The 26,791-nt window shown below is 67.4% G+C and carries 23 protein-coding genes; 9 read left to right on the top strand and 14 right to left on the bottom strand.

Going from position 1 to position 26,791, the window contains the following annotated elements; translation table 11 throughout:
* Window positions 1-32: 32 nt before the first annotated feature.
* The 4 genes from LRM18_RS09505 to LRM18_RS09490 all read right to left on the bottom strand — a co-directional run bounded on the left by LRM18_RS09505 (window position 33) and on the right by LRM18_RS09490 (window position 3,097).
* On the bottom strand, window positions 33-368 hold the full coding sequence (locus tag LRM18_RS09505) for a hypothetical protein (protein ID WP_053506573.1): 336 nt from the start codon (window positions 366-368) through the stop codon (window positions 33-35).
* Between the two features lie 85 nt (window positions 369-453).
* A complete protein-coding gene (locus LRM18_RS09500; RefSeq protein ID WP_064237733.1) occupies window positions 454-1,260 on the bottom strand; it encodes a pseudouridine synthase in 807 nt (268 codons plus the stop codon).
* A 20-nt stretch (window positions 1,261-1,280) separates the two neighbouring features.
* Window positions 1,281-1,787 carry a hypothetical protein gene (locus LRM18_RS09495; RefSeq protein ID WP_049468334.1) on the bottom strand — a complete coding sequence of 169 codons (507 nt, stop codon included), beginning with the start codon at window positions 1,785-1,787 and terminating at the stop codon, window positions 1,281-1,283.
* Window positions 1,788-2,005: 218 nt separating this feature from the next.
* A complete protein-coding gene (locus tag LRM18_RS09490) occupies window positions 2,006-3,097 on the bottom strand; it encodes an OmpA family protein (protein ID WP_049468332.1) in 1,092 nt (363 codons plus the stop codon).
* 357 nt (window positions 3,098-3,454) lie between these two features.
* Here LRM18_RS09490 and LRM18_RS09485 point away from each other — a divergent pair, with 357 nt between their 5' ends.
* The 5 genes from LRM18_RS09485 (at window position 3,455) to LRM18_RS09465 (ending at window position 8,924) form a co-directional block, all read left to right on the top strand.
* Complete coding sequence (locus tag LRM18_RS09485) at window positions 3,455-4,474, top strand: zinc-binding alcohol dehydrogenase family protein (RefSeq protein WP_270953925.1); 1,020 nt, start codon at window positions 3,455-3,457, stop codon at window positions 4,472-4,474.
* A gap of 196 nt (window positions 4,475-4,670) precedes the next feature.
* Window positions 4,671-5,303 (top strand): membrane protein, encoded by a 633-nt coding sequence (locus tag LRM18_RS09480; protein WP_064237731.1) that lies wholly within the window; start codon window positions 4,671-4,673, stop codon window positions 5,301-5,303.
* A gap of 137 nt (window positions 5,304-5,440) precedes the next feature.
* Window positions 5,441-7,471 (top strand): NADPH-dependent 2,4-dienoyl-CoA reductase, encoded by a 2,031-nt coding sequence (locus LRM18_RS09475; RefSeq protein WP_270953922.1) that lies wholly within the window; start codon window positions 5,441-5,443, stop codon window positions 7,469-7,471.
* 298 nt (window positions 7,472-7,769) lie between these two features.
* The gene (locus tag LRM18_RS09470; RefSeq protein WP_004154513.1) at window positions 7,770-8,228 is read left to right on the top strand and encodes a cell wall hydrolase; all 459 of its coding nucleotides are present in this window, start codon (window positions 7,770-7,772) and stop codon (window positions 8,226-8,228) included.
* Window positions 8,229-8,312: 84 nt separating this feature from the next.
* Complete coding sequence (locus LRM18_RS09465; protein WP_270953911.1) at window positions 8,313-8,924, top strand: glutathione S-transferase N-terminal domain-containing protein; 612 nt, start codon at window positions 8,313-8,315, stop codon at window positions 8,922-8,924.
* 93 nt (window positions 8,925-9,017) lie between these two features.
* Here the strand turns inward: LRM18_RS09465 and LRM18_RS09460 are convergent, their stop codons facing one another.
* From LRM18_RS09460 to LRM18_RS09435, 6 genes are all read right to left on the bottom strand, one after another.
* A complete protein-coding gene (locus LRM18_RS09460) occupies window positions 9,018-10,073 on the bottom strand; it encodes a suppressor of fused domain protein (RefSeq protein ID WP_270953909.1) in 1,056 nt (351 codons plus the stop codon).
* A gap of 46 nt (window positions 10,074-10,119) precedes the next feature.
* Complete coding sequence (locus tag LRM18_RS09455) at window positions 10,120-10,623, bottom strand: hypothetical protein (protein ID WP_270953907.1); 504 nt, start codon at window positions 10,621-10,623, stop codon at window positions 10,120-10,122.
* A gap of 213 nt (window positions 10,624-10,836) precedes the next feature.
* Window positions 10,837-12,717 (bottom strand): propionate--CoA ligase, encoded by a 1,881-nt coding sequence (gene prpE / locus LRM18_RS09450; RefSeq protein ID WP_053462258.1) that lies wholly within the window; start codon window positions 12,715-12,717, stop codon window positions 10,837-10,839.
* 661 nt (window positions 12,718-13,378) lie between these two features.
* Entirely contained in the window at window positions 13,379-13,993 is a 615-nt protein-coding gene (locus LRM18_RS09445) for an RluA family pseudouridine synthase (protein WP_053506879.1), read from the bottom strand.
* A 123-nt stretch (window positions 13,994-14,116) separates the two neighbouring features.
* Window positions 14,117-15,103: a malate dehydrogenase gene (locus tag LRM18_RS09440; protein WP_049467557.1), complete on the bottom strand. Its 987-nt coding sequence runs from the start codon at window positions 15,101-15,103 to the stop codon at window positions 14,117-14,119.
* Window positions 15,104-15,221: 118 nt separating this feature from the next.
* Window positions 15,222-15,713 (bottom strand): peptidylprolyl isomerase, encoded by a 492-nt coding sequence (locus LRM18_RS09435; protein ID WP_004153629.1) that lies wholly within the window; start codon window positions 15,711-15,713, stop codon window positions 15,222-15,224.
* Between the two features lie 272 nt (window positions 15,714-15,985).
* On the opposite strand from LRM18_RS09435, the gene typA reads away from it, so the two are divergent.
* The 3 genes from typA to LRM18_RS09420 are packed head-to-tail and all read left to right on the top strand — an operon-like array spanning window position 15,986 to window position 19,976.
* On the top strand, window positions 15,986-17,833 hold the full coding sequence (typA, locus tag LRM18_RS09430) for a translational GTPase TypA (RefSeq protein ID WP_049467556.1): 1,848 nt from the start codon (window positions 15,986-15,988) through the stop codon (window positions 17,831-17,833).
* Between the two features lie 11 nt (window positions 17,834-17,844).
* Window positions 17,845-18,312: a DUF2127 domain-containing protein gene (locus tag LRM18_RS09425; RefSeq protein WP_049467554.1), complete on the top strand. Its 468-nt coding sequence runs from the start codon at window positions 17,845-17,847 to the stop codon at window positions 18,310-18,312.
* Between the two features lie 41 nt (window positions 18,313-18,353).
* Window positions 18,354-19,976: an amidase gene (locus LRM18_RS09420; RefSeq protein WP_150827591.1), complete on the top strand. Its 1,623-nt coding sequence runs from the start codon at window positions 18,354-18,356 to the stop codon at window positions 19,974-19,976.
* Between the two features lie 83 nt (window positions 19,977-20,059).
* On the opposite strand, the gene LRM18_RS09415 is transcribed toward LRM18_RS09420, so the two are convergent.
* Complete coding sequence (locus LRM18_RS09415) at window positions 20,060-21,247, bottom strand: mechanosensitive ion channel family protein (protein WP_182067255.1); 1,188 nt, start codon at window positions 21,245-21,247, stop codon at window positions 20,060-20,062.
* Between the two features lie 594 nt (window positions 21,248-21,841).
* Window positions 21,842-23,233 (bottom strand): 3-deoxy-7-phosphoheptulonate synthase class II, encoded by a 1,392-nt coding sequence (locus tag LRM18_RS09410; protein WP_057494608.1) that lies wholly within the window; start codon window positions 23,231-23,233, stop codon window positions 21,842-21,844.
* Between the two features lie 229 nt (window positions 23,234-23,462).
* Here LRM18_RS09410 and LRM18_RS09405 point away from each other — a divergent pair, with 229 nt between their 5' ends.
* Complete coding sequence (locus LRM18_RS09405; RefSeq protein ID WP_270953893.1) at window positions 23,463-25,589, top strand: TonB-dependent receptor; 2,127 nt, start codon at window positions 23,463-23,465, stop codon at window positions 25,587-25,589.
* A 63-nt stretch (window positions 25,590-25,652) separates the two neighbouring features.
* On the opposite strand, the gene LRM18_RS09400 is transcribed toward LRM18_RS09405, so the two are convergent.
* Together LRM18_RS09400 and rplQ are read right to left on the bottom strand one after the other, a co-directional pair.
* Window positions 25,653-26,159, bottom strand: a complete 507-nt coding sequence (locus LRM18_RS09400; RefSeq protein ID WP_049470440.1) for a disulfide bond formation protein B — start codon at window positions 26,157-26,159, stop codon at window positions 25,653-25,655.
* Window positions 26,160-26,358: 199 nt separating this feature from the next.
* Window positions 26,359-26,742, bottom strand: coding sequence for a 50S ribosomal protein L17 (gene rplQ, locus LRM18_RS09395; RefSeq protein WP_005408217.1), 384 nt, complete (start codon window positions 26,740-26,742; stop codon window positions 26,359-26,361).
* Window positions 26,743-26,791: the final 49 nt, after the last annotated feature.

The raw sequence follows: 26,791 nt of genomic DNA, 5'->3' as shown, positions 1-26,791 counted from the left end.
AGGGCCCTGGCCCCATCACCCCACCCCAGGCGTCACTTCTTTTTCTTCTTGCCCTTCGGCTCGTCCTTGCTGGCCACCACCACCGGCTTGGCGGCGGCGTCCTGGCCGTTGCCCTTGGCGACGCGGATGCCGTTGGCCTTCATCCAGGCATCGAACTCATCGGCGGTCATCTTCTTGTCGCCGTTGCTCATCAGGAAGCGGTAGCTGCCGCGACCATCCAGCTCCGGGGTCTTCACTTCCACCACCGGGGTTTCGGCCGGCGTTTCCGCCTTGGCCACCTTCTTGTGGCCGCCACAGGCGGTCAGCAGCAGCATCGGCAGCAGCAGGCCTGCGCAGCGCAGGGTTTGATTGAGGGTCGGGTGGTACATGGGCAGGCTCCGTTCGGGAAATTCAGCAACCAGGCGCCCCCTACGCCTGGAACGGTGGCCGGCAACTGCCGGCCGCGGGCGGTGATCAGCCCGGTGCAGCGGCCCCCAGCCGCTGCTGGTCGCTGACCTCCAGCACCCGCCACTGGCCCTTGCCGAGATCGCCGAGCAGCAGCCCACCGATCGCGACCCGGACCAGGCGCAGCACCTGCAGGTCGAAAGCCGCCAACAGGCGGCGGATATGGCGGTTGCGGCCCTCGTCGAGGACCACTTCCAGCCATGCGGTCTTGTCGCCACGGCGCAGCACGTGCACGGCGCGGGCAGCGAGGAACTCGCCCTCGTCCTCCACCCCGGCCTGCAATGCCGCCAGGGTGGCGGCATCGGGCAGGCCATCCACCTGCACGTGGTAGGTCTTGTCCGGCCCGGTCTGCGGGTCGGTCAGGCGCGCGGCCCACTGCGGATCGTTGCTGAACAGCAGCAACCCTTCGCTGGCCTTGTCCAGGCGCCCGACCGGTGCAATCCAGGGCAGGCCGGCGCCATCAAAACAGCGGTACACCGTGTCACGGCCACGCTCGTCCTGCGCCGTGGTCACGACCCCGCGCGGCTTGTTGAGCATCAGGTACAGGCGCTGCGGCGCAGCCATCGGCTGGCCATCGACCTCGATCGGCGGCGCAGGCTGTCCGATCGGGAACTCGGGATCACGCACGACGCGGCCGGACACGCGCACCCGGCCTTCGGCGATCCAGCGCGCGGCCTCGCTGCGCGAGCACACGCCGGCCTTGGACAGCACGCGCGCCAGGCCATGACGCGCACCGCTGGAGACGTTCGGCGCCGCACGCCCACGCGGTGCGTGGGAGCGGGCGGCGGGGGTGGCAGGTGGGCGGCGCGTGCGCAAGCCTCTGCTCCCCGCGGCGCTTACTTCTTGTCGACCGGCTTGGTCTCAGCCGGTGCTTCGGCCGCAGCCGGAGTGGCGGCCGGGGCCGGGCGCGCCTTGACCACGCGCACACCGCGCGCCTTCATCCAGGCGTCGAATTCTTCGGCGGTCATGCGCTTGCCGTTCTGGCTCATGTCGAAGCGCCACGGCGTATTGTCGAACTCGGTCTGCGGCTTGTAGGCCGCCGGATCGTTCGGCTTCACCGCCGGCGCGCTCGGGATGGCCTTGGCGATGTTCTGGCAGCCATCGATGCGCAGGCGCTGAAGCACCTGGTCCAGCGACTGCGACGGATCGTAGTTGCTGCTCAGCACGCCGGCCGGCATGCCCAGCTGGTTGCCACGGATGTACAGCTCGTCGGCCACCGGCGCGATGGTCGTGGCCGGCAACGGCAGCGGCGAGGCGCTGGTGTTGACCGAGCAATCAACCGCGGCGTGGGCGGCGGGAACCAGGGCCAGCGCCAGAACGGCGGCCGATGCAGAGCGCAGCATGAGGGGCATCCACGGAAGGAAGTGACGCGGCGAGTTTAGCAATGCCGCGTCAGCTTTCAAGCGCCACTTTCAATGAATACGGCAACTCATTGGATTTACGGGCAAAATCCCGACGAACGGCGATTCCCCCGCCCCCCAGGCCGGTTTCCCGGCGGCAGAAACAACAAGACCCGGCCGAAGCCGGGTCCTGCTGTGTCCTACTGGCAGAGCGTCAGAACTTAGTTCTGGACGTTCAGCTCGGTACGACGGTTCTTGGCGCGACCTTCCGGGTTGTCCGAACCATCCGGGTTGGTGTTCGGAGCAATCGGACGGCTCTCGCCGTAGCCGATCGGGCCGACCAGGCGACCGGCGTCGACGCCGTTCTTGGTCAGGTAGTTGTACACGGCGGTGGCGCGACGCTCCGACAGCTTCTGGTTGTAAGCGTCGGTACCCTTCGAGTCGGTGTGACCGGCAACTTCAACGCGCAGATCCGGGTAACGCTTCAGGATCTCGGTGGCTTCGCTCAGGATCGCCACGGCGTCCGGACGCAGGTTCGACTTGTCGAAGTCGAAGTTGACGCCCTTCAGGTCGATGGAGACCGGAACCGGGCAACCGTCCGGACCGATGGTCTGACCCGGCTGCGAGTTCGGGCACTTGTCGTCGCAGTTGTTGACGCCGTCACCGTCGTCATCCAGGTCGGCGCAGCTCGGGGCAACCGGAGCCGGAGCCGGAGCAGCCGCGACCGGAGCCGGGCCCAGCGGGATCACGACGCCGACCGAAGCCAGCACGTCGCCGAACCAGCTTTCGTCGCGTGCAGCGACGCTCTGGTCGTCGAAGTCAGCGCGGTAGGCCACTTCGGCGCGGACAGCCACGCGCTTCTCAAAGGTGGTCTGCAGGCCGACGCCCAGCTTGGCGGCCAGGTTGCCGTCCTTACGCTGGCGCGGACCGTTGTTGTCGATCGCAGCGTACTCTTCTTCCGACTTCTGGTAGCCCAGGCCACCGACGATGTACGGGTTCCAGCCGCGGCCTTCCTTGATGAAGTGGCGACGCAGGTCCAGCGAGACGCCGTACTGCGACCAGTTCAGGTCCTGGTTGCTGTCGAAGTTCGGGTTCTGGTAGTTCAGCTCACCGTCCAGCGACCAGTTCGGGCTGATGAACTTACCCAGGCCCAGGGTCACGAACGGAGCGTCATTGGTCAGACGGTCGCTGTCCTGGAAGTTGAAGCCGGCCGAACCGGTCAGGTACCAGCGGTCATCGAACTCCTGCGCCGAAGCTGCCTGGGCGAAAGCCAGGCCGCCCAGCAGCGCGGCAGTAAGGATCTTCTTGTTCATTGAGTACAGCTCCTATTTCGGGGGTATGAAACCGGTAGAGGCATGGGCCAGCACTAGTGCATCGATGTACGACAGCCGATTCAGCACGCCACCGCCGCGAACATTATGCTCAGGCGGGTGAAGGCCATGTTAACAGTCCCGTAACATGTGAAGTGTTGCGCCCGACCGGCCACCGGTCCGACGTTGAAACCCTATACAGGATGATGAAAATCCGCAAGACCCACGCACTGCAAGGGTTTGACGGGGTTTAAGTGTCGAATGCGACATATTGCGCAACGCGCCGCATCACACGGTTCAGCGCGTTTGCGGAAACGTGAGGAACCTTATGATGGGGTCACGAACCCAGCCGGAGCCGTGATGAAAGCCGTCGCCCTGAGTCGTGAATACGCCCCTGCCCTGCGTGATGTCCTGCTGCCGCCGCCGCTGCCTCCACGCGGCCGGGACCTGCTGGTCCGGATCGAAGCGGTCTCGGTCAACCCGGTCGACGCCAAGCAGCGGGCCGCCACCGATCCGGCAGCGCTGGAGACGCCGCGGGTGCTCGGCTGGGACGCCGCCGGCGTCGTTGAAGCCATCGGCGATGAGGCCAGCCTGTTTGCCTCCGGCGACGAGGTCTACTTCGCCGGCGACGTCACCCGCCCGGGCTGCAATGCGCAGTACCAATGGGTGGACGAACGGCTGGTCGCCCGCAAGCCGACCACGCTCGATTTCGCCGAAGCCGCCGCGCTGCCCCTGACCACGCTGACCGCGTGGGAGCTGCTGTTCCAGCGCATGCCCCTGCATCTGGACGACCGCCGCCATGGTGGCCAGCACCTGCTGGTGATCGGCGGTGCGGGCGGCGTGGGCTCGATGGCGATCCAGCTCGCCCGCCACGCCGGTTTCGAGGTGATCACCACCGCCTCGCGCGAGGCCTCGATCGAGTGGTGCCGGCAGATGGGGGCCACGCACGTGATCGACCATCGGCAGCCACTGCAACCCCAGTTGCAGGCGCTGGGCATCGCTGCGGTGCAGGTTGCGCTCAACCTGGCCGACACCGACCACTACTGGGACGAGCTGGGCCAGCTGCTGGCACCGCAGGGTCATGTCGGACTGATCGTGGAGCCGCGTGGCGCGCTGCGCATCGGCGATCCGTACAAGGCCAAGTGCATTGGCATCCACTGGGAATTCATGTTCGCGCGCTCGCGCTTTGCCACCGCCGACCGTATCGAACAGCACCGCATCCTCAGCCGCGCCGCCAGCATGATCGATGCCGGCCAGCTGCGCGGCACGCTCAGTGAGACGCTGGGCACGATCAACGCAGCCAACCTGGACATCGCGCATCAGCGCCTGGCCAGCGGGCACACGGTGGGCAAGCTGGCGCTGGTCGGCTGGGACGACTGACGCGGTGATGTAAAGCCGGGCCCACGCTCGGCTGCTGTGCCTGCCGCCACCCGCAGAGCACGGGCTCGGACCTGCACAACCGCCCGCATGCAGGTTCGGCGCCGCCTGTAGCGCCGGATTGGCTTGAATCTGTATCTATGGCATCAAGGAAATCAGGGATACGGTGGAAACAGATTCCCCCTCCCCCGAGCCCGCCATGCCCACCGCCCTGCCCCTGCGCCTGTTGCAACTGATCACTGGCCTGTTCCTGTACGGCTTCGGTGCTTCGCTGATGATCCGTGCCGCGATCGGCGTGGCGCCCTGGGATGTCCTGTCGCAGGGCATCGCTGCGCAGACCCCACTGTCGTTCGGCCTGGCGACCAACGTGATCGGCGCGCTGGTGCTGCTGCTGTGGTGGCCGCTGCGCCAGAAGCCGGGCGTGGGCACCGTGCTCAACGTGATGCTGATCGGTCCCTCGGCGCAGTTCGGGCTGTGGCTGCTGCCGCCGGCCGTCGGCCTTGGCTGGCAGCTGGCGATGTTCTGCGCGGGCATGCTGCTGGTGGCCCTGGCCACCGGCCTGTACATCGGCGCCCGCCTCGGCCCGGGTCCACGCGATGGCCTGATGACCGGCCTGCATGCCCGCACCGGCTGGCCGATCTGGAAGGTGCGCAGTTTGATCGAAGGCAGCGTCCTGCTGCTGGGCTGGTGGCTGGGCGGCAACGTCGGCCTCGGCACCCTCGCCTTCGCCCTGCTGATCGGCCCGCTGTGCGGGGTGACCCTGGGCTGGTTCGGGATCGGTCGCCCCGCTCCAGTCGTGCCGGCCGCTGCCCGGCAACCGCAATCACCCTGAGCTGCCCCGTACCCGGCCAGCGGCCGGCACGACCGCCCCGGAGTTCGGGGGCGCCGTCATCGGCGCCATCCAGCAACCCTTGCCCCGGCCGCCGTTTCGCGGCACGCTTCGCGCTTCCGTACGCAAGCGTATCGACCATGTCGCCAGCCAACGAAAGCGCCTATCCCCATCTGTTCGCCCCGCTGGACCTGGGCTTCACCCAGTTGCGCAACCGCGTATTGATGGGCTCGATGCACACCGGCCTGGAGGATCGCGCCCGCGACTTCCCGCGGCTGGCGGCCTACTTCGCCGAACGCGCCGAGGGCGGCGTCGGCCTGATCGTCACCGGCGGCTTCGCACCGAACGTGGTCGGCTGGCTGAAGCCGTTCGGCGGCAAGCTGTCCTGGCCCTGGGAAGTGCGGCCGCACCGCCAACTGACCGCCGCCGCGCACCAGCATGGCGCGAAGATCTGCCTGCAGCTGCTGCATGCCGGCCGCTATGCCTACCACCCCTTGTCGGTGGCACCGTCGAAGCTGAAGGCACCGATCAACCCGTTCACCCCGCGCGCGCTGTCGGCCAGCGGCGTCGAGCGCCACATCGCCGACTACGCGCGCAGCGCGAAGCTGGCCCGCGAGGCCGGCTACGACGGCGTGGAAGTGATGGGCTCGGAGGGCTATCTCATCAATGAGTTCATCGCACCGCGCACCAACAAGCGCACCGATGCCTGGGGCGGCGACGCGCGCCAGCGCATACGCTTCGCGGTCGAGATCGTGCGCCGCATCCGCGAAGCCTGTGGCCCGGACTTCATCATCATCTACCGCCTGTCGCTGGTCGACCTGGTGGAAGACGGCAGCAACTGGGAAGAGATCGTGCGACAGGCGCAGGCCATCGAGGCCGCCGGCGCGACGATCATCAATTCCGGTATCGGCTGGCACGAAGCGCGTATCCCGACGATTGCCACCTCGGTACCGCGCGCGGCCTTCGCCGGCGTCACCGCCAAGCTGAAGCCGCACGTGGCGCTGCCGCTGGTAGCGACCAACCGCATCAACATGCCCGAGGTCGCCGAACGCATCCTCGCCGATGGCGGCGCCGACATGGTGTCGCTGGCACGCCCGCTGCTGGCCGACCCGCAGTGGCCGAACAAGGCCCGCGCCGGCCGCGCCGAGGCGATCAACACCTGCATCGCCTGCAACCAGGCCTGCCTGGACCACGTGTTCGAGAACAAGCTGGCCAGCTGCCTGGTCAACCCGCGCGCCGCGCACGAGACCGAGCTGGTCTATCGCCCGGCCGCCACGCCGAAGAAGGTTGCCGTGGTCGGCGCCGGCCCGGCCGGCCTGGCCTGTGCCACCGTCGCCGCCCAGCGCGGCCACCAGGTCACCCTGTTCGATGCCAGCGACGAGATCGGTGGCCAGTTCAACGTCGCCAAGCGCATCCCCGGCAAGGAAGAGTTCCACGAGACCCTGCGCTACTTCCGCCACACGCTTCAGGAGACCGGCGTGCAGCTGCGCCTCGGCACCCGCGCGGACGCCTCCCACCTGGCCGGCTTCGACGAGGTGGTGCTGGCCACCGGCATCACGCCGCGCAGGGTCGATTTCCCCGGTGCCGACCACGCCAAGGTGGTCAGCTATCTGGACGTGCTGCTGGGCCGGGTCGAAGTGGGCGCCAGTGCGGCGATCATCGGCGCCGGCGGCATCGGCTTCGATGTCGGCGAGTTCCTCAGCCACGCCGGTGAGTCGCCCTCGCTGGACCCGCAGCGCTGGATGGCCGAATGGGGCGTGGACAGTACGTTCGAGGCCCGTGGCTCGCTGGCCCGGCCGCAGGTCGAGGCCTCGCCGCGCCGGCTGTGGCTGCTGCAGCGCAGCCCGGGCAAGCCCGGCGCACGACTGGGCAAGACCACCGGCTGGATCCACCGCGCCACGCTGAAGGCCAAGGGCGTGCGCATGCTCGGTGGCGTCGAGTACCTGGGCGTGGACGACGCGGGCCTGCGCATCCGCGTGGACGGCAGCGAACAGCTGTTGCCGGTCGACCATGTGGTGATCTGCGCCGGGCAGGAACCCAACCGCGCGCTGCAGGCCGAACTGCAGGCCGCCGGCATCAGCGCGCAACTGATCGGCGGCGCCGACGTGGCCGCAGAACTCGACGCCAAGCGCGCCATCGACCAGGGCAGCCGGGTCGCCGCCGCGCTTTGACCTGTGGATGAATGGGGGACGGAATGTGATTTCCGTCACCCCCGGCGAACCTGAATGTCAAGCCGAGCGGTTCACGATGCGTTCGGCTACGCCCCCCTACCTTGCGCCATCTTTCCGCTCACCAGCCAGTTTCCGGTGAGCCGGCGCAGCCCCCACGACCGGTACTGGTCGTTTCTTTTGGGGCTGCCCACGGGGCGGCCCCGATGGCCGCCTCCCCATGACGCCAAGTCGTACCCCGCCTTCTGTCGCCCCCGCGGCCGGAACCGGAGAGTGCGACCCATACGGAGCAAGGAGTTATATGAAACTGGCCTGGATTCTCTGGCTGTCGCAGTTGTTGCCTCAGCCGGCCGCTGATTCACTGTGTTTGAGCACCACCGTTTACCTGGAAGCCCGCGACCAGACCCTGCGCGGCCAGCAGGCCGTCGCCGAGGTTGCGCTGCGCCGCCTCGACAGCGGCCTGTGGGGTGATTCGATGTGCCAGGTGGTCACCGCACGCAAGCAGTTCGCACCGACCATCGTCTCCCCCGGCACCCAGCTGGGCAACGACGCGGCCTGGAGCGAGGCCATGAACGTGGCCTTCGACGCCGAGCGCAACTGGGCGCTGCCGGCCGGCGAGCGCCGCGAGATCGTGCCCGGTGCCAGCCACTTCGCCGCGCTGTCCATCGCCAGCCCGAACTGGCGCAATGCCTACCAGGTGGCCACCATCGGCGATCACACCTTCTATAAGGTGCAGAACCTCAAGCCGCGGCAGTCGTAACGATCCGTGCCGGCGGCAGCGTTGCCGCCTGCCGGCAGGCTCTGGGATAGTGGGCGTTTCCCGCCCGCATCACCTGGAGTTCCCATGAAGCTGTACAGCAAGCCCGGTGCCTGTTCCACCGCCGACCACATTGCCCTGCAGTGGACCGGCCAGCCGTTCGAGGTCGAACTGCTGAACAAGGACACCCTGAAGGGTCCGGAATTCCTCAAGATCAATCCGGCCGGTGCGGTGCCCGCGCTGGTCGACGGCGACTTCGTGCTGCTGCAGAACGCCGCGATCATGGGCTATATCGCCGATCGCTTCCCGCAGGCCGGCCTCGGCGGTGATGGCAGCCCGCGCCAGCGCGCCGAAGCCACCCGCTGGCTGGCGTTCGTCAATTCCGACGTGCACCCGGCCTTCTCGCCGCTGTTCGCGCCGGGCAAGTTCATTGCCGACGAAGGCCAGTACGACGCGATCCGCGCCGCCGCGCACAAGCGCCTGCGTGGCCTGTTCGAGACCGCCGACAGGCAGCTGGCCGACAAGCCGTGGCTGGCCGGCTTCCGCAGCTTCGCCGACCCGTACTTCTACATCACCCTGCGCTGGGCCGCCGGCACCAAGGTCGACCTGTCGGGCCTGGACAACCTGGCCGCCTACAAGGCACGCATGGACGCCGACGCCGGCGTGCAGGCCGCGCTGAGGGCCGAAGGCCTGGCCTGACCTTGGTCAGGGGTCAGAGCCGTTCGCGTGGCGAACGGATCTGACCCCATCGGCTACCACGCGGCTCCGACCCCCTCGATGTCATTGGCGCGATCAGCCGATCTGGCGGATCACTTCCCCCTTGGCATCGCGCAGGTAGGTCGGCACCACCTCGATACGCAACCTTCCTGCCAGCGGGTAGACCCCGCGCTCGGCGCGCACTCCTGCCAGGGCCTGCAGGCCCGCCTCGTCCAGTGACCAGCGCGCGCTGTCGGCGGATACGTCCGCCACTTCACCGCCCCCGTCCGCGATGAACTCCCACTGCCGCTCGCGGCTGACCAGTTCCAGCGATCTTCCATGGCGCAGGCGCAGCGGCAGCAGCTCGCACACGCTCGCCACCTGGCCGGCGCCAAGCACCAGCGTGGTCATGCCCGCCTCCTGGCGCCAGTCCAGTGTCTCGATGAACAACATGCCGGTGCTGGAGCCTTCGCGCTCGCTGCCGGCCCGCACCTCTGCCGCCAGCACCGGGTCCTCCAGCAGGTTGCCGCGGTGCAGGTCGCTGACCCACAGCGGCATTGCCGGCTGCAGCGCCTGCAGCACGCCGCGCGTGGACCAGCGCTTGACTGCCTCCATTTCCTCATCGGTCAGTCCGACCAGCTGCAGGAACTGCAGGTGGCCATTGGCGGTGTCGCGTGCCGGCAACTGCGGGTCGGCAATGAACGCCAGATGGCACAGCCGCGTGTTGGTCTCCAGCGCGATCGGGCCGTTGGCATTGAGGTGGTGACCGTCCTCGAACACGTTGCCACTGCCGAACACATAGCGCGCCAGGTTCTGCAGCAGGTTCATCGGCCACACCGGTGGCGGGCTGCCGGCGTCCTCGCCGGCTTCGGCCGCGAGGCGGAAGGTCAGCTCGAAGCCATAGCCGCTGGCGGCGGCATCGCGGCTCTCCTTGGCATACAGCTCGGAGAAGCCATAGGTGATGTAGTGCCAATGCGGCAGCGGCGCGTCCACCCAGTACACGCTGATGCCATCCAGTGGATCCGGGCCCCCCAGCGTGTACGGCAATGCCGTGCCGTAGTGGCGGGGTTCCTGGCCCGCGTACAGCGGTGCCAGCGCCGCATTGATCGCGTCCCAGCCAGGGGTGTCGGTGTCGTCGTGGTCGTCCTGCACGCGGGACTCCTTGTGGGGAAGTGAACCGATCACTTTACGCGTTGGCTCAGGCCTGCACGACCTCGCTGCCGGTGTCCAGCAGGGCCAGCCGGGTTTCCTGCCACCAGCGCTGGGCCAGCGCCGGGCTGCGCGCCTTGGCGACCGCCGCCAGCAGTTCCGGGCACAGGCGTTCCAGTGCCAGTGCATCGGTGCAGCGTTCGATCTTCAACTGCATGAAATACCCCTTGAGGCCCAGATGACGCCGCACCGCCTCGCTCATTGCGTCGTACAGCTGCTGGTACAGCCCCGGGTCGTGTTCGCGACCGGTGCTGAGGCCACGTGCGGGCGCCACGTCTGCGCTTCCACCGATCACTTCGATCAGTCCCTGCGCGGCCAGCTGCTCCAGCGCATCGGCAGGCGCGCGCAGGCCTTCCAACAGGCCGCGCAGTTCAGTGTCGTCGCGACGGCCATCGACCATCAGCAGGATCGAGCGCAGCCCCGCCGGCAGGCGCCGGCCACGGTCTTCGATTTCCTGACGGCCAGCAGCCGTCTTGGCGTGCAGCAATGCCATTGCCTCCCCCTCCCTCGGTGCGCATGCCGGCGGGCCCTCGCGGGCACGCCCCCTGTGTGCCATCCCCCGACGGCACGCGCCTTCCCCGGCGCGCGCCGCGTATTGCAGGTCGATGACAGGCCGAGCTTAGCGCAAGTGCAGAGGGGAGTGCCGGCCGCTGGCCGGCAACCTCGGGATTGATGGGGGTGCCGGCCAGTGGCCGGCACTACCCGGTCAACGCCCCAGCGCCCGCCGGATCTCTTCCAGCGCGCCGGGGTCGTCCAGCGTCGACAGGTCGCCCGGGTCGCGCTGCTCGGCCAGCGCCTGCAACGAGCGCCGCAGCAGCTTGCCCGAACGAGTCTTGGGCAGCGCGTTGACCACGTGCACGTGCGCCGGGCGCGCCACTGCGCCGAGCGAGGTGGTCACCGTGGCCATCATCTCGGCCACCACCGGCGCCGGATCCTCGCCATCCAGGCCCTGCTTGAGGGTGACGAACACCAGCGGCACCTGCCCCTTCAGTTCGTCCTTGACCCCGATCACTGCCGCCTCGGCCACGCGCGGGTGGCTCGAAATGGCCTCCTCGATCTCGCGCGTGCCCAGCCGGTGCCCGGCCACATTGATCACATCGTCGGTACGGCCGAGGATGAAGGTGTAGCCATCGTCGTCGCGGATCGCCCAGTCCAGCGAGCTGTACAACAGTTCCTTGAAGTGGCTGAAGTAGCTCTGCAGGAAACGGTTGTCGTCGTTCCACACCGTGCTCATGCAGCCCGGCGGCAACGGCGGCGACACCACCAGCACCCCCTTCTGCCCCGCTGCGACTTCCTCGCCGGTGTTCTCGTCGATCACCTTCATCCGGTAGCCGAGGTTGGGGAAGCCCGGCGAACCGAAGCGCACCGGCTTCATCTCCAGGCCCGGCAGCAGGGTCAGCGCCGGCCAGCCGGTCTCGGTCTGCCAGTAGTTGTCGATGATCGGCTTGCCGAGCGCTTCGCTGATCCAGTGCGCGGTCGGTTCGTCCAGCGGCTCGCCGGCCAGGAACAGGTACTTCAGCGCGCGCAGGTCGTGGCGATGGATGAAGTCCGCATCGTGCTTCTTCAGCACGCGGATGGCAGTGGGCGAGGAGAACATGGTGCGCACGTTGTACTGCTCGCACAGCGCCCACCAGATGCCCGGGTCCGGATTCGTCGGCAACCCTTCGTACAGCAGCGACGTGCAGCCGCCGATCAGCGGGCCGTACACGTTGTAGGAATGACCCACCGCCCAGCCGACATCGGAGGTGGAGAACATCACCTGCCCCGGCTTGCAGTCGAATACGGTTTCCATCGACTGCGCCATCGCCACCGCGTAGCCGCCGACATCGCGCTGCACGCCCTTCGGCTTGCCAGTGGTGCCGGAGGTGTACAGCAGGTAGCTCGGCTCGCTCGCTTCCAGCCACTGCACCGGCACGTCGACTTCACCCACCTGTGCGCGCAGCGCGGCGTACTCCACGTCGCGACCCGGCACGCGCGGTTCGGCGGCATCCAGCCCACGCGAGACGATCAGCACGTGTGGCGGAGGCGACGCCGCTTCGGCGCAGGCGGCGTCGACCATCGGCTTGTACGGAATCAGCTTGCCACCGCGCATGCCCGCGTCGGCGGCGATCAGCAGCCTGGGCTTGGCGTCGTCGATGCGCAGTGCCAGGTTGTGCGCGGCAAAGCCACCGAACACCACCGAATGCACCGCGCCGATGCGCGCGCAGGCCAGCATTGCGAACACGGCTTCCGCCATGTTCGGCATGTAGATCACCACGCGGTCGCCGTGGCCGACGCCGAGGTGCTTGAGCACCGCGGCGAAGTCGTTCACTTCGCGATACAGCTGGCGATAGGTGATCTCGCGGGTGCTGTTGGTTTCGGTGGAAATGGCGACCAGCGCGAGCTGGTCGGCGCGCTCGGCCAGGTGGCGGTCGACGGCGTTGTAGCAGAGATTGGTTTCACCGCCGACGAACCAGCGCCGGAACGGCGGATTGCTGTAGTCGAGCACCTGCTGCGGCGGTTTGTGCCAGTGGATGCGCTTGGCTTCCTCGCCCCAGAAGGCCTCCGGCTCGTCGATCGAGCGACGGTAGGTTTCCTCGTAGTTCATGACGCAGCCCTCCCAGACAAAGTCATGGGTTCGAGGATAGTCCGGCGCTGCCGCGCGGGCCGCCCTACCTTGGTAGGGGGTGGGGTTTGTTCTGCAGGGCTGCGCCCTGCACCCGCGGTAGTGCCGGCCGCTGGCCGGCAACCTCAGAAGCAACAGCCGAAGCAACAGCGGGTTTCCCGTGGGATGGCGGGGTGGGTCCGGTTGCGGGGGACGCCGTGAATCCGTCCATGGAGGCTCGGTCGCCGCATCCATGCGGCTCACGCCCCCGCAACCGGACCCACCCCGCCTTCGACAGACTGCCGCGATCTGTCGGAACTGCGTTCTGCCTTGGTGGGTGTCGACCTTGGTCGACATCCACGCCATGCGTGGATGCATTTCGATTTCAATTCGGAATATTCGATTCCGATTGAGATGCATCCACGCATGGCGTGGATCTACTGGCCGCCGGCCAACTGTCGAAGGCAGGGCACTGTGGGTTTGCGGGGTGTGAGCGGCATGGATGCCGCGACCAAGCCCCCATGGATGGGTTTACGGCGTCCCCGCAGACCCACACTGCCCCGCCATCCCACGGATGGCCCGCTGTTGCTTCGGCTGTTGCTTCTGAGGTTGCCGGCCAGCGGCCGGCGCTACCGCGGGTGCAGGGCGTAGCCCTGCCGAACCCCTAGAACGGAGCCGCGGACTCGAACGCGAGCGCCTCGCCCGTCACCGGATGAATGAACCGCAGGCTGCGCGCATGCAGGTGCACGCGTTGCGCCGGGGCGGCGCCGTAAAGCACGTCACCGACAATGGGATGGCCGAGGCTGGCCATGTGCAGGCGCAGCTGATGGCTGCGGCCGGTGACCGGCTCCAGCGCCACGCGGGTGCGCTGCGCCTCAGCATCGCGATCCAGTACGCGCCAGCGTGTCAGCGCCGGCTTGCCGCATTCGTGATCGACCCTCTGCTTCGGCCGGTTCGGCCAGTCCACGATCAACGGCAGGTCCACTGCGCCGGCATCACCCTCGAGCAGCCCCTGCACCACCGCTTCATACCGCTTGCCGACCTGGCGCTGCTCGAACTGCATCGACAGCGCTGCCTGCATCGCCTTGCCGCGCGCATGCAGCAGCAGGCCGGACGTCACCTGATCCAAGCGATGCACGGTCAGTGCATCCGGGTACAGCGCCTGCAGGCGCGCAACCACGCAGTCCTGGTTCTCGGCACTGCGGCCGGGCACGGACAACAGGCCGGCCGGCTTCTCGGCCACCAGCAGCGCGTCGTCGATGTAGTGCAGGTGGATCATGCCGTTCCGTATCCGTCCAGACGCAAACGGGGAAGCCGAAGCTTCCCCGTTCTCTGCGTACCGACCAGCGGTCGGTACCGACCTCGATGGAAGACGTACCGGCCGGAGCCGGTACCGCCTGCATCAGCCCAGCAGGTGGGCGACGCCGGCGCGCTCTTCTTCCAGCTCGGCCAGGGTCTTGTCGATGTACTTCTGGCTGAAGTCGTCGATCGGCAGATCCTTGACCAGGGTGTACTTGCCGTTCTCGGTGGTGACCGCGAAGCCGAAGATCACGCCTTCCGGAATGCCGTAGGAACCGTCGGACGGCACGCCCATGGTGACCCACTTGCCGTTGCTGCCCAGCACCCAGTCACGCACGTGGTCGATGGCAGCGTTGGCGGCCGAAGCGGCCGAGGACGAGCCGCGGGCTTCGATGATCGCCGCGCCGCGCTTGCCCACGGTCGGGATGAAGGTGTTGGCGTTCCACTCCTGGTCGTTGATCGCATCGGCGATCGACGCACCATCGGCGGTGGCGAAACGGTAGTCCGGGTACATGGTCGGGCTGTGGTTGCCCCACACGACCAGCTTCTCCATGCCACCGACCGGCTTGCCGAGCTTGGCCGACAGCTGGCTCAGCGCGCGGTTGTGGTCCAGGCGCAGCATGGCGGTGAAGTTTTCCGGCTTCAGGTCCGGGGCCGACTTCATCGCGATGTAGGCGTTGGTGTTGGCCGGGTTGCCGACCACCAGCACCTTCACGTCACGGCTGGCGACCTTGTTCAGCGCCGCGCCCTGGGCGGTGAAGATCTTGGCGTTTTCCAGCAGCAGGTCCTTGCGCTCCATGCCCGGGCCGCGCGGACGTGCACCCACCAGCAGGGCGATATCGGCGTCCTTGAACGCGACTTCAGCGTCGTCGGTGCCGATCATGCCGGCCAGCAGCGGGAAGGCGCAGTCTTCCAGCTCCATCATCACGCCCTTCAGGGCGGCCTGGGCCTTGTCGACCGGCAGTTCCAGCAGCTGCAGGATGACCGGCTGGTCCTTGCCCAGCATTTCGCCGGAGGCGATGCGGAACAGCAGGGCATAACCGATCTGGCCGGCGGCGCCGGTCACGGCAACACGAACGGGTGCTTTCATGGGGGTTTCCTCTTGCTTGCAAGCGTTTGATGGGACGCCGCGGGCGTGGCCATGCAGGCCGGGCGGGCGGCGGGGAACAGGGAAACGGCCACCCGTGGGTGGCCGTTTCGAAGGGGGATCAGGCGGCGAGGTGCTTGTTCCACTCCGCCACGCGCTCGGCCTGGGCGGCCAGCACGGCGTCGACGTCGCCTTCCAGGGTGATCGAATGGATCACGTCGCCCTGCTTGACCGAATCGACGATGGCCTGGCCTTCCAGGACCTTGCCGAAGACGGTGTGGCGGCCGTCCAGCCAATCGGTCTTGATGTGGGTGATGAAGAACTGACTGCCGTTGGTGTTCGGGCCGGCGTTGGCCATCGACAGCGAGCCGACCTCGTGCTTCACGCCATTCTTCTCGTCTTCGAACTTGTAGCCCGGGCCGCCGGTGCCACGGCCCTGCGGGCAGCCGCCCTGGATCATGAAGTCGGCGATCACGCGGTGGAAGATCAGGCCGTCATAGAAGCCGTGCTTGACCAGGTTCACGAAGTTGGCCACGGTCAGCGGCGCCTTGTCGGCGAACAGCTCGACCTTGATCGGGCCCTGGGTGGTGTCGAAAGTGGCGATGAGGGACATGAAGATCCTTGATGCAAAGGGGAATGCGTCTAGCCCCCTAGTTTACACCTGCCTCGTGGCGGCGGCGGCTTCGACCATCGGTGGAGACGCCGGCTTCAGCCACCGGACGGGCAGCGCCGCCCGCCTTCCTGGCAGCCTCGGCCGGGGCGCTGGACAGCCACCTGAATGGCGCCCGGGACCGGCGTGAAATCCACCTTTTCGCGAATCGTCAAGTTCGACGTATAATGTTGGACTTCTTTTTCCAAATCCGGCGCCGACTGGCCCCCTTTCGTATGTCCATCGAAAATCTTCGCAACATCGCCATCGTCGCCCACGTCGACCATGGCAAGACCACCCTGGTCGACCAGCTGCTGAAGCAGTCCGGCACCCTGTCCGAGCGCACCGTCCTCGCCGAGCGCGTGATGGACAGCAACGACCAGGAAAAGGAACGCGGCATCACCATCCTGGCCAAGAACACGGCCATCACCTGGGAAGACAAGAAGACCGGCATCAAGAACCGGATCAACATCGTCGATACCCCCGGCCACGCCGACTTCGGCGGTGAGGTCGAGCGCGTGCTGTCGATGGTCGACACCGTGCTGATCCTGGTCGATGCGATGGACGGCCCGATGCCGCAGACCCGCTTCGTGACCCAGAAGGCCTTCGCGATGGGCTTCAAGCCGATCGTCGTGGTCAACAAGATCGACCGTCCGGGCGCCCGTCCGGAATGGGTGATCGACCAGGTCTTCGACCTGTTCGACAAGCTCGGCGCCACCAATGAGCAGCTGGACTTCCCGATCGTCTACGCCTCGGCCCTGAACGGCTACGCCGGCCTGGAAGACACCGTGCGCGACGGCGACATGACCCCGCTGTACGAAGCGATCATGCAGCACGCCCCGCGTCCGGAAGTGGACCCGGAAGGCCCGTTCCAGATGCGCATCAGCCAGCTGGACTACAACAACTTCGTGGGCGTGATCGGCATCGGCCGCATCCAGCGCGGCACCCTGAAGAAGAACATGCAGGTCGCCGTCATCGACCGTGAAGGCAAGAAGCGCAACGGCAAGGTCGCCCAGGTGCTGGGCTTCCTGGGCCTGGAGCGCATCGAGCAGGACACCGCCGAAGCCGGTGACATCGTGGCCATCTCCGGCATTCCGGAGCTGACCATCTCCGACACCCTGTGCCACCCGGACACCCCCGAAGCCCTGCCGGCGCTGACCGTCGACGAGCCGACCATCTCGATGACCTTCCAGGTCAACAACTCGCCGTTCGCCGGCAACAAGGACCTGTCCGGTGGCAAGTTCCTGACCAGCCGCCAGATCAAGGACCGCCTGGACCGCGAACAGGTCCACAACGTGGCCCTGAAGGTGGAGCAGCTGGAAGACGCCGACAAGTTCCTGGTCTCCGGCCGCGGCGAACTGCACCTGTCGGTGCTGATCGAGAACATGCGCCGTGAAGGTTATGAGCTGGCCGTGTCGCGCCCGGAAGTGATCATCAAGGAAATCGACGGCCAGATGATGGAGCCGATCGAGCAGCTGGTGGTCGACATCGAGGAAGTGCACCAGGGCGGCGTGATGGAAAAGCTCGGCACCCGCAAGGGCCAGCTGAAGAACATGGAGCCGGACGGCAAGGGCCGTGTGCGCCTGGAGTACCAGATCCCGGCCCGTGGCCTGATCGGTTTCCAGAACGAGTTCAAGACCCTGACCCAGGGCTCGGGCCTGCTGTTCCACGTGTTCGACCATTACGGTCCGAAGGAACAGGGCGCGATCGCCAAGCGCATCAACGGCGTGATGATCGCCAATGCGCCGGGCGTCACCCCCGCCTACTCGCTGGGTCCGCTGCAGGAGCGCGGCAAGCTCTTCGCTGCCGAAGGCGACAACGTGTATGAAGGCCAGCTGGTCGGCATCCACTCCAAGGACAACGACCTGACCGTCAACGCGATCAAGACCAAGCCGCTGACCAACATGCGCGCTTCGGGCAAGGACGATGCGATCCAGCTGACCCCGGCGATCAAGTACTCGCTGGAACAGGCGCTGGACTTCATCGAAGACGACGAGCTGGTCGAGATCACCCCGAAGGAAATCCGCCTGCGCAAGAAGTTCCTGACCGAAAGCGACCGCAAGAAGGCTTCGCGCGGCGGCTGAGCCAGCACCCCGTGAACCCGAGCGGCTACAACCCGGATCCGCACCGGCATCCGGGTCTGCACGTCATCGCCCTGCTCGAAGCGAGCAAGGCGATGCTGGCGCTGTTGGCCGCGACCGGGCTGGAAGTGCTCGGACCGCAACCGCTGCGGCACGGCATCATGGTCCTGATCCGGCGTTTCAGCCTGGATCCGGACCATGGCACCCTGCCCTCGCTGCTGCACATGATCAGCCCCGACGCGGTCCATCTGGCCGCGGCGGGGATGATCGGCTACGGCCTGCTGCACCTGGTCGAAGCCTGGGGCCTGTGGCGGGCCAAGGCCTGGGCCTCCTGGCTGGGCTGCCTGACCGCCTCCCTGTACCTGCCTTTCGACATCTTCGCGATCATCCGCCATCCCGGCTGGCCATCGTGGACGATCCTGGCGATCAACCTGATCGTGGTCTACGTCCTCGCCCGCGACCTGCGCAAGCGCCACCGCTGAGCACCGGCTACACTGGGGATTGGAGCCGACCAAGCCGCCCCATGCGCCCGTCCTTGCCGCCTCTGCTGACCTGCCTGCTTGCCGCGCTGCCTGCGCTGCTTTCGGCTGGCTGCAGCCCGGCCGCGTCCAGCGCGCATGCGGCCGAACCCGCGAGCCGCAACGTGCCGTTCCCCTACGCTGAAACCGATGTCGCCGACCTGCAGGCGCAGATGACCGCCGGCGAGCTGGACAGCGCCACCCTGGTCCAGGCCTACCTGCAGCGGATCGCCTCCCTGGATCGCGCCGGGCCCCGCCTGCGCGCGGTGATCGAGCTCAACCCCGATGCCCTGAAGGACGCCGCCGAACGCGACCGCGAGCGCCGTGCGGGACGCCTGCGCGGCCCGCTGCACGGGATCCCGGTGCTGCTGAAGGACAACATCAACGCCGCGCCCATGGCCACCAGCGCCGGCTCGCTGGCCCTGCAGGGCTTCCGCCCGGACGACGCGTACCTGGTACGGCGGCTGCGCGACGCCGGTGCGGTGGTGCTGGGCAAGACCAATCTCAGCGAATGGGCCAATTTCCGCGGCAATGATTCGATTTCCGGCTGGAGCGCGCGCGGCGGCCAGACCCGCAACCCCTATCGCCTGAGCCACTCGCCCTGTGGCTCCAGCAGCGGCAGCGCGGTGGCAGTCGCGGCCAACCTGGCCAGCGTGGCGATCGGCACCGAAACCGACGGCAGTATCGTCTGCCCGGCAGCGATCAACGGCATCGTCGGGCTCAAGCCGACCGTCGGCCTGGTCAGTCGTGACGGCATCATCCCGATTTCGTTCAGCCAGGACACCGCCGGGCCGATGACACGCAGCGTCGCCGACGCCGCCGCTGTGCTGACCGCGATCGCCGGCCGCGATGATGCCGACCCGGCCACGGCGACCATGCCCGGCCGCGCGGTCTACGACTACACCGCGCGGCTGGATCCACAGGGCCTGCGCGGCAAGCGCATCGGCCTGCTGCAGACACCGCTGCTGACGTACCGCGGCATGCCACCGCTGATCGAACAGGCCACCACCGAGCTGCGCCGCGCGGGTGCGGTCGTGGTGCCGGTGACGCTGCCCAACCAGGGCGCCTGGGCCGAGGCCGAGCGCACGCTGCTGCTGTACGAGTTCAAGGCCGGGCTGGAGCGCTACTTCAGCGCCCACCATGCCCCCGTGCGCAGCGTGGCCGACCTGATCGCCTTCAACCAGGCACACAGCAAGCAGGAACTGGGCCTGTTCGGTCAGGAACTGCTGGTGGAAGCCGAGGCTACCGCTGGCCTGGCTGACCCCGCCTATATCCGCGCACGCAGCGATGCCCGCCGGCTGGCCGGCCCCGAAGGCATCGATGCGGCCCTTGCCGCCCACCGGCTGGACGCGCTGGTGGCACCCACCACCGGCGTGGCGTGGCCGATCCGCAGCGAAGGCGACGACTTTCCCGGCGAAAGCTACAGCGCCGCCGCCGTGGCCGGCTATCCCAGCCTCAGCGTGCCGATGGGCCAGATCAACGGCCTGCCGGTGGGCCTGCTGTTCATGGGCACCGCCTGGAGCGAGCCGAAGCTGATCGAAATGGCCTACGCCTACGAACAGCGCACCCGCGCGCGGCGTCCTCCGCACTTCGATACCGATGCGCTGATCGACGCCGGCGAGCCGTGAGCTCCGGTAACGCCGCGACATCCTGCTTCCGGTAGTGCCGGCCGCTGGCCGGCAGAACCACGCTCGCCGGCCAGCGGCCCGCGCTACCGATCGGGCTCCAGCTCCACCGGCACGATCGCCGCCTCACCATCTTCAGCACCCGGCGAACGCACATCGGCGGTACGCGCGCGAGGCGCCCGCGGCATGTCCTGCTCGTCCTCGTGCTGCAGCCGCGCACGCACCTGCGGCAGCGACTGCGGATGCTCGCGCGCAAGGAAATCGAGCATGCGTTCGCGGACCAGGCAGCGCAGGTCGAAGGCATCGCCGGAGCTGCGCGCGCTGACCAGCAGGCGGACCTGGATCGCACGCTCGCTGGTCTCGGTCACCTGGGTCACGCAGACCCGGCCGTCCCACAGCGCTTCACCGCGGCAGATGCGTTCCAGCTCGGCACGGATCGCTGCCACCGGGGCACGATAGTCCAGCCACAGGAACGCGGTGCCGAGCAGGTCGGCGCTGCGCCGCGTCCAGTTCTGGAACGGGTTCTCGATGAACCAGGTCAGCGGCACCACCATCCGCCGCTCATCCCAGATGCGCACCACGACATAGCTGCTGCCGATCTCCTCGATGCGGCCCCACTCGCCCTCGACGATCACCACGTCATCCAGCCGGATCGGCTGCGTCACTGCGATCTGCAGGCCGGCGATCAGGTTGCCGAACACCGGCTTGGCGGCGATGCCCGCAACCAGCCCGATCAGCCCCGCCGAGGCCAGCAATGCGGTGCCGATCTTCTGCACCATCGGGAACGTCAGCAGCACCAGCGATGCGCCCAGCACGATGATGCCGCCCATCAGCACGCGGCTGAGCACCCGGGTCTGGGTCTGGATGCGGCGCGCTTCCAGGTTGTCGGAGACATCGATGGGATGGCTGCGCAGGATGGCCCGTTCGCCCGCCGCCACCGCCCGCACCAGCAGCCAGATGAAGCACGCGGTCAGCGCGATATGCAGCACCCGTTGCAGGTTGCCCAGAACGGGATCCTGCAGCGGGGTGGCCTGCAATGCAGGGATCAACAGCAGCAGCGGCCATGCGGTGGCCATCGGTAATCCAAGCACGCGACCGATGCGTGCGCGCCGCCGATCACGCCCTTTCAGCCGATGATAGATCCACAGGATCAGCCAGGCGCCGATGCCACCCACCAGCACCGCCAGACCCAACGGCCATGCATAGGCCTGCATGCGCTCCCAATGCACCCTTGCCACCTCTGCGTGAACACACCAACGGACAGCGTCGCGCATGGCGCATGAGCGCCGTGTCAGTCGTTCGTAAGCAGGGTGTTGATCGGCAGGGCGTGCAGCCCTGCACCTGCGGTAGTGCCGGCCGCTGGCCGGCAGCAGCAACAGCAACAGCAACAGCAACAGCGTGCATTCCGAGGGATGGCGGGGTGGGTCCGGTTGCGGGAGACGCCGTAAACCCATCCATGGGGGCTTGGCCGCGGCATCCATGCCGCGGACACTCCCGCAACCGGACCCACCCCGCCTTCGACAGATTCCCGCGATCTGCAGTAGATCCACGCCGTGCGTGGATGAATCTCCATCGGAATCGAATATTTCGAATTGGAATCCCAAAGCATCCACGCATGGCGTGGATCTACCGTGTCGACCAAGGTCGACACCTACCAACAGCCGCGGGAATCTGTCAAAGGTGGGGCGGTGTCGGAGTGCGGGGTGTCAGCCGCATGGATGCGGCTGCCAAGCTTACAGGGACGTACTTGCAGCGTCCCCGCACTCCGACACCGCCCCGCCATCCCACGGAATGAGTGCTGTTGCCGTTGCTTCGGCCGTTGCCGTTGCGTCCGCAGGTGCAGGGCTGCAAGCCCTGCCGCAACACCCTTACCGCACCTGCTCCTGCTTGCGCACGATCGCCATCGCGATCTCCAGCGACTGCTCGTAGTTCAACCGCGGATCCACCGTCGAACGATACGCGCGCTCCAGGTCACGCTCGGTCAGCTCGCGCGCGCCGCCGGTGCACTCGGTCACGTCCTCGCCGGTCAGCTCCAGGTGCACACCGCCCAGGCGCGTGCCTGCCGCCGCATGCAGATCGAACGACATCTCCACTTCGCCGCGCACGTTGTCGAAGCGGCGCGTCTTGAAGCCATTGGCGGTGCTCTCGGTATTGCCATGCATCGCATCGCACACCCACAGCACGCGGCGACCGTCGCGCTTGACCGCGTCCAGCAGCGGCGGCAGCTTCTCGGCAATCTGCGCCGCCCCCATGCGATGGATGAAGCTCAGGCGGCCAGGCTCGTCATGCGGGTTGAGCACATCGATCAGGCGCAGCAGCTGGTCCGGCGACACCGAAGGGCCCACCTTGATTGCAATCGGATTGCGCACGCCACGCAGGTACTCCACGTGGGCGCCCTCCAGCGCGGCGGTACGCATGCCGATCCACGGGTAATGCGTGCTCAGGTTCAACCAGCCCTGCTGGCGCGGCACCTGCCGGGTCAGCGCCTGCTCGTAGGGCAGCAGCAATGCTTCATGCGAGGTGTAGAAGTCGATGCGGTTGAGGTTGTGCACGCGGGCCCCGGCCAGGGTTTCCATGAAGTGCACCGCATCACCGATGGACGCCACCATCTTCTGGTATTCGGCAGCCAGCGGCGAATGGCTCACCCATTCCAGGTTCCAGTACTCGGGGTGGTGCAGATCGGCGAAACCCCCATCGATCAGCGCGCGCACGAAGTTCATCGTCATCGCCGAATGCGCGTGCGCCTGCAGCATGCGCTTCGGATCGGGCAGGCGCGCCGCCTCGGTGAACGCCGGCGCATTGATCACGTCGCCGCGGTAGCTGGGCAGGGTCACGCCGTCGCGGGTTTCGGTATCGGCCGAACGCGGCTTGGCGTACTGGCCAGCGAAGCGGCCGACGCGGATCACCGGCTGGCGCAGCCCATGCACCAGGACCAGGCTCATCTGCAGCAGCACCTTCAGCCGGTTGGAAATCGTGCCGGATTCGCAGTCGCTGAAGTTCTCGGCGCAATCGCCACCCTGCAGCAGGAACCGCTTGCCTTCCTGGGCCTCGGCCAGCTGCTGCTTCAGTGCCAGGATTTCCCACGACGTGACCAGCGGTGGCAGCCGCTTCAGCTCGTGCAGGGCAGCGTCCAAGGCCACCGGGTCGGGGTAGGTCGGCATCTGCAGCGCGGTCTTGCCACGCCAGCTCTCCGGCGACCAGGCAGCGCCGACGGCGGTCGCGGCAGGATCGGGAACAGGCGAAACGGCGGACAGGCTCATTGCAGGTTTCCGGCGGGGGAGAAGGCGTTCATGGTCGCAGAGCCGACCGCTGCCGCAAAGGCCCGGCCGCCGCCTGCACATGACTGAACGCCGGGCAAAGGCTCTCGCGATCGGCCAGAAACCGCATGGCCGGGGGCTCCCGGACAGGCGCATGATTCGCCACGCACTGTTACGAAGTAACAATCGCCCTACCCTCCCTTCCACTGCTCCCTTCCACAGCCCGCCTGCCATGAAGCCCTCCCTGCTCGCTACCGGCATCACCTTCGCCCTGGCCCTGGCCAGCCTGCCCGCGTTCGCGGCCGCGCCCGACGACGGCAAACCGTCGGTCAAGGACCTGGATACGGTCACCGTCAGTGCCCAGCTCGACCAGGCCCGCAATGCGCTGTCGCCGGACATCGGCAGCAGCCAGTACCAGATCACCGCCGAGGACATCCAGAAGCAGCCGCTGGGCGCCTCTGCGCCGCTGAGCCAGGTGCTGCTGCAGGCCCCGGGCGTGGTCCAGGATTCCTACGGCGGCGTGCACGTGCGCGGCGACCACGCCAATCTGCAGTACCGCATCAACGGCGTCCTGCTGCCCGAGTCGATCTCTGGCTTTGGCCAGACCCTGGATGCCCGCACGATCAAGAGCCTCCGCCTGATGGATGGCGCGCTGCCGGCACAGTTCGGCGAACGCACGGCAGCTGTGGTCGACATCACCACCCGCAGCGGCGCCGAGCTTGGCAATGGCGGCAGCGCCGGGCTGACCGCAGGCGCGTTCGGCAAGATCAATCCCAATGCCTCCTGGTGGGGCAACCAGGGGCGCTGGAGCTGGTTCCTGACCGGCAACTACGACCAGAACGAGGTGGGCCTGGAGAACCCGACCAGCACGCGCAAGCCGCAGCACGACGACACCCACCAGGGCAAGGCCTTCGCCGACCTCACCTACCTGGTCAACGAGAACACGCGCCTGAGCGTGTTCGCCGGCTTTGCCAACAATCGCTTCCAGATCCCGGTCAACCCCGGGCAGACGCCGCAGTTCGGTTACCTCGATACCACCGCCTTCGACTCCAGCCAGCTGGATGAAACCCAGCGCGAGGCCACCCGCTTCGGCATGCTGGTGCTGCAGGGCACGTTGGGCAGCACCGCCTATCAGCTCTCGGCCGGCCAGCGCTACAGCGATGTGGCATTCCATCCGGATGTCATCGGCGACCTGGTGTTCAGTGGCGTCGCCTCACAGGTGCAGCGCAGCAACCGCGCCAACACGCTGCAGGCCGACTTCTCCACCCCGCTGGGCAATGACCACACGCTGCGCTACGGCCTGTACGGCAACTACGAGAATGCGCGCGCCAGCAACAACAGCTGGGTGTTCCCGGTCGATGGCGCCGGCCAGCAATCCAGCACCACGCCACTGCTGATTCCAGACCGCAGCGCCTTCCACGCCAGCACGCTGGCGATGTACGTACAGGACGAGTGGAAGATCGGCGACGACTGGACCGTCAACTACGGGCTGCGCGGCGATCGCTACAAGGCGTTTGGACGCACCGAGGGCCAGCTCAGCCCGCGCGCAGGCGTGGTCTGGAATGCCAGCGACCGCACCACCGTGCATGCGGGCTACGCGCGCTACTTCACGCCGCCGGCCAGTGAGCTGATTGCCAGCAGCGACATCGCGCTGTACGACGGCACCACCAACCAGCAGCCCAGCGGCGGCAACAACACGCCCCTGGCCGAACGCAGCGACTACTACGACATCGGCATCTCGCAGCAGCTGGGCGACCACCTGACCCTGGACCTGGACGCCTACGACCGCCGCGTTGCGCGCCTGCAGGACGAAGGCCAGTTCGGCGCCGCCTACATCTACTCGACGTTCAACTATCGCCGTGGCCACATCCGTGGGCTGGAGTTCAGCGCCGACTACAGCAACGGCCCGTTCAGCGCCTACTTCAACGCGGCCTACAACAAGGCGATCGGCACCCAGGTCATCACCAGCCAGTACAACCTCGACCCGGACGCACTGGCCTATGTGGCCAACCACTGGATCCACCTCGACCACGACCAGAAGCTGACGTCTTCGGGCGGCTTCAGCTACGCCTTTGCCGGGCACAACCGGATCGGTGCCAACTACCTGTTCGGCAGCGGCCTGCGCTCGGACGCCGACGGCGTGCCCAACGGCGGCGAACTGCCGTCCTACCTGCAGGTGAACCTCAGCGCCGGGCATGACTTCAACGCCGACAGTGGCCATCCCCTGCACGTGCAACTCGCCCTGATCAACGCACTGGACCGCAGCTACCAGCTGCGTGATGGCGGTGGCGTCGGCGTGTTCGCCCCGCAGTGGGGTCCGCGCCGGGGCGCCTACCTGAGCCTGCAGCAGGACTTCTGAGGACGCCAGGGTGCCTGGAGTCGGATCCCTTTCCGCAGGAAAGGGCTCCGACCCCGCCTTGCTTCAGCGCTTGACCTTGCGCAGCGACGCCACCAGCGCCCACAGCGCCAGCAGCACGAACCACACGCCCGACCACATCGGCATGGTCAGGCCCAGGAACGTCCAGTCGATGTTGCCGCAGTTGCCGGTACCGGTCAGTACCGTGCGGAACACTTCCAGCGGCCCCATGGTCTCGCGCAGGAAGCTCAGCGGCGGGCCACAGGTCGCGCCCATCTCCGGCGGCAGCATCTGCACGTAGACGTGGCGAGCAGCGATGCCCACGCCGACGGCCGCCGCGATGAAGGCCAGCACGCCGTAGGTGGCTCGGCCGGGACGGTTGGACGGCCCGTGCAGCGCACCGATCAGGAACAGCAGGCCCAGCGCGGCAAAAGCCAGGCGCTGGAAGATGCACAGCGGGCACGGCTCCAGGCCCATCTTGAGCTGCAGGAAGATCGCGTAGCCGAGCAGGCCCGCGCAGATCAGGAAGCCCAGGAAGAACTGGGCGCGGAAGGGCCAGCGCAGTGGATTCATCGTCAACGCTCGAATGGATCAAGGCGCCAAGCGTAACCGAGAGCGCGCGCCATTCGAACCGCCACAGGTGACGCCTGTCGGAACGGTGCGGGTCAGATCCCGCGCCCGTGGCACGGGATCCGACCCCGGACCTCCGCTCCGGAAATGCAAAAGCCCGGCAGAGGCCGGGCTTTCGCTGTGTCGCATTGGAGCAGTCCGATTACTCGGCCACTTCCTCGGCCACGACCGGACGGTCAACCAGCTCGACGTAGGCCATCGGTGCGTTGTCGCCGGCGCGGAAACCGCACTTCAGCAGGCGCAGGTAGCCGCCCGGACGGTTCGCGTAGCGCGGGCCCAGGATGGTGAACAGGTTGCCCACGGCTTCGTTGTCGCGCAGGCGGGCGAAGGCCAGACGGCGGTTGGCGACGGAGTCGACCTTGGCCAGGGTGATCAGCGGTTCGGCAACGCGGCGCAGTTCCTTGGCCTTCGGCAGGGTGGTCTTGATCAGCTCGTGCTTGAACAGCGAGGCGGCCATGTTCTTGAACATCGCTTCGCGGTGGGCGCTGGTGCGGCTGAACTTACGGCCAGACTTCTGGTGACGCATGGTGATATTCCTTGGTTAATGATGCGGCTGTGTGGATCGTTGTCGCCAT

It is taken from the genome of Stenotrophomonas sp. PI_27, assembly GCF_027854495.1.
Classification (GTDB): domain Bacteria; phylum Pseudomonadota; class Gammaproteobacteria; order Xanthomonadales; family Xanthomonadaceae; genus Stenotrophomonas; species Stenotrophomonas pavanii.
This window is presented reverse-complemented; position numbering and strand designations above follow the sequence as displayed.

Excerpts from the sequence above, each read along its gene's own strand:
- LRM18_RS09505 (WP_053506573.1), bottom strand. The coding sequence starts at position 368 with ATGTACCACCCGACCCTCAATCAAACCCTGCGCTGCGCAGGCCTGCTG.
- LRM18_RS09495 (WP_049468334.1), bottom strand. The coding sequence starts at position 1,787 with ATGCTGCGCTCTGCATCGGCCGCCGTTCTGGCGCTGGCCCTGGTTCCC.
- LRM18_RS09490 (WP_049468332.1), bottom strand. The coding sequence starts at position 3,097 with ATGAACAAGAAGATCCTTACTGCCGCGCTGCTGGGCGGCCTGGCTTTC.
- LRM18_RS09485 (WP_270953925.1), top strand. The coding sequence starts at position 3,455 with ATGAAAGCCGTCGCCCTGAGTCGTGAATACGCCCCTGCCCTGCGTGAT.
- LRM18_RS09480 (WP_064237731.1), top strand. The coding sequence starts at position 4,671 with ATGCCCACCGCCCTGCCCCTGCGCCTGTTGCAACTGATCACTGGCCTG.
- LRM18_RS09475 (WP_270953922.1), top strand. The coding sequence starts at position 5,441 with ATGTCGCCAGCCAACGAAAGCGCCTATCCCCATCTGTTCGCCCCGCTG.
- LRM18_RS09470 (WP_004154513.1), top strand. The coding sequence starts at position 7,770 with ATGAAACTGGCCTGGATTCTCTGGCTGTCGCAGTTGTTGCCTCAGCCG.
- LRM18_RS09465 (WP_270953911.1), top strand. The coding sequence starts at position 8,313 with ATGAAGCTGTACAGCAAGCCCGGTGCCTGTTCCACCGCCGACCACATT.
- LRM18_RS09455 (WP_270953907.1), bottom strand. The coding sequence starts at position 10,623 with ATGGCATTGCTGCACGCCAAGACGGCTGCTGGCCGTCAGGAAATCGAA.
- prpE (WP_053462258.1), bottom strand. The coding sequence starts at position 12,717 with ATGAACTACGAGGAAACCTACCGTCGCTCGATCGACGAGCCGGAGGCC.
- LRM18_RS09445 (WP_053506879.1), bottom strand. The coding sequence starts at position 13,993 with ATGATCCACCTGCACTACATCGACGACGCGCTGCTGGTGGCCGAGAAG.
- LRM18_RS09440 (WP_049467557.1), bottom strand. The coding sequence starts at position 15,103 with ATGAAAGCACCCGTTCGTGTTGCCGTGACCGGCGCCGCCGGCCAGATC.
- LRM18_RS09435 (WP_004153629.1), bottom strand. The coding sequence starts at position 15,713 with ATGTCCCTCATCGCCACTTTCGACACCACCCAGGGCCCGATCAAGGTC.
- typA (WP_049467556.1), top strand. The coding sequence starts at position 15,986 with ATGTCCATCGAAAATCTTCGCAACATCGCCATCGTCGCCCACGTCGAC.
- LRM18_RS09420 (WP_150827591.1), top strand. The coding sequence starts at position 18,354 with ATGCGCCCGTCCTTGCCGCCTCTGCTGACCTGCCTGCTTGCCGCGCTG.
- LRM18_RS09415 (WP_182067255.1), bottom strand. The coding sequence starts at position 21,247 with ATGCGCGACGCTGTCCGTTGGTGTGTTCACGCAGAGGTGGCAAGGGTG.
- LRM18_RS09410 (WP_057494608.1), bottom strand. The coding sequence starts at position 23,233 with ATGAGCCTGTCCGCCGTTTCGCCTGTTCCCGATCCTGCCGCGACCGCC.
- LRM18_RS09405 (WP_270953893.1), top strand. The coding sequence starts at position 23,463 with ATGAAGCCCTCCCTGCTCGCTACCGGCATCACCTTCGCCCTGGCCCTG.
- LRM18_RS09400 (WP_049470440.1), bottom strand. The coding sequence starts at position 26,159 with ATGAATCCACTGCGCTGGCCCTTCCGCGCCCAGTTCTTCCTGGGCTTC.
- rplQ (WP_005408217.1), bottom strand. The coding sequence starts at position 26,742 with ATGCGTCACCAGAAGTCTGGCCGTAAGTTCAGCCGCACCAGCGCCCAC.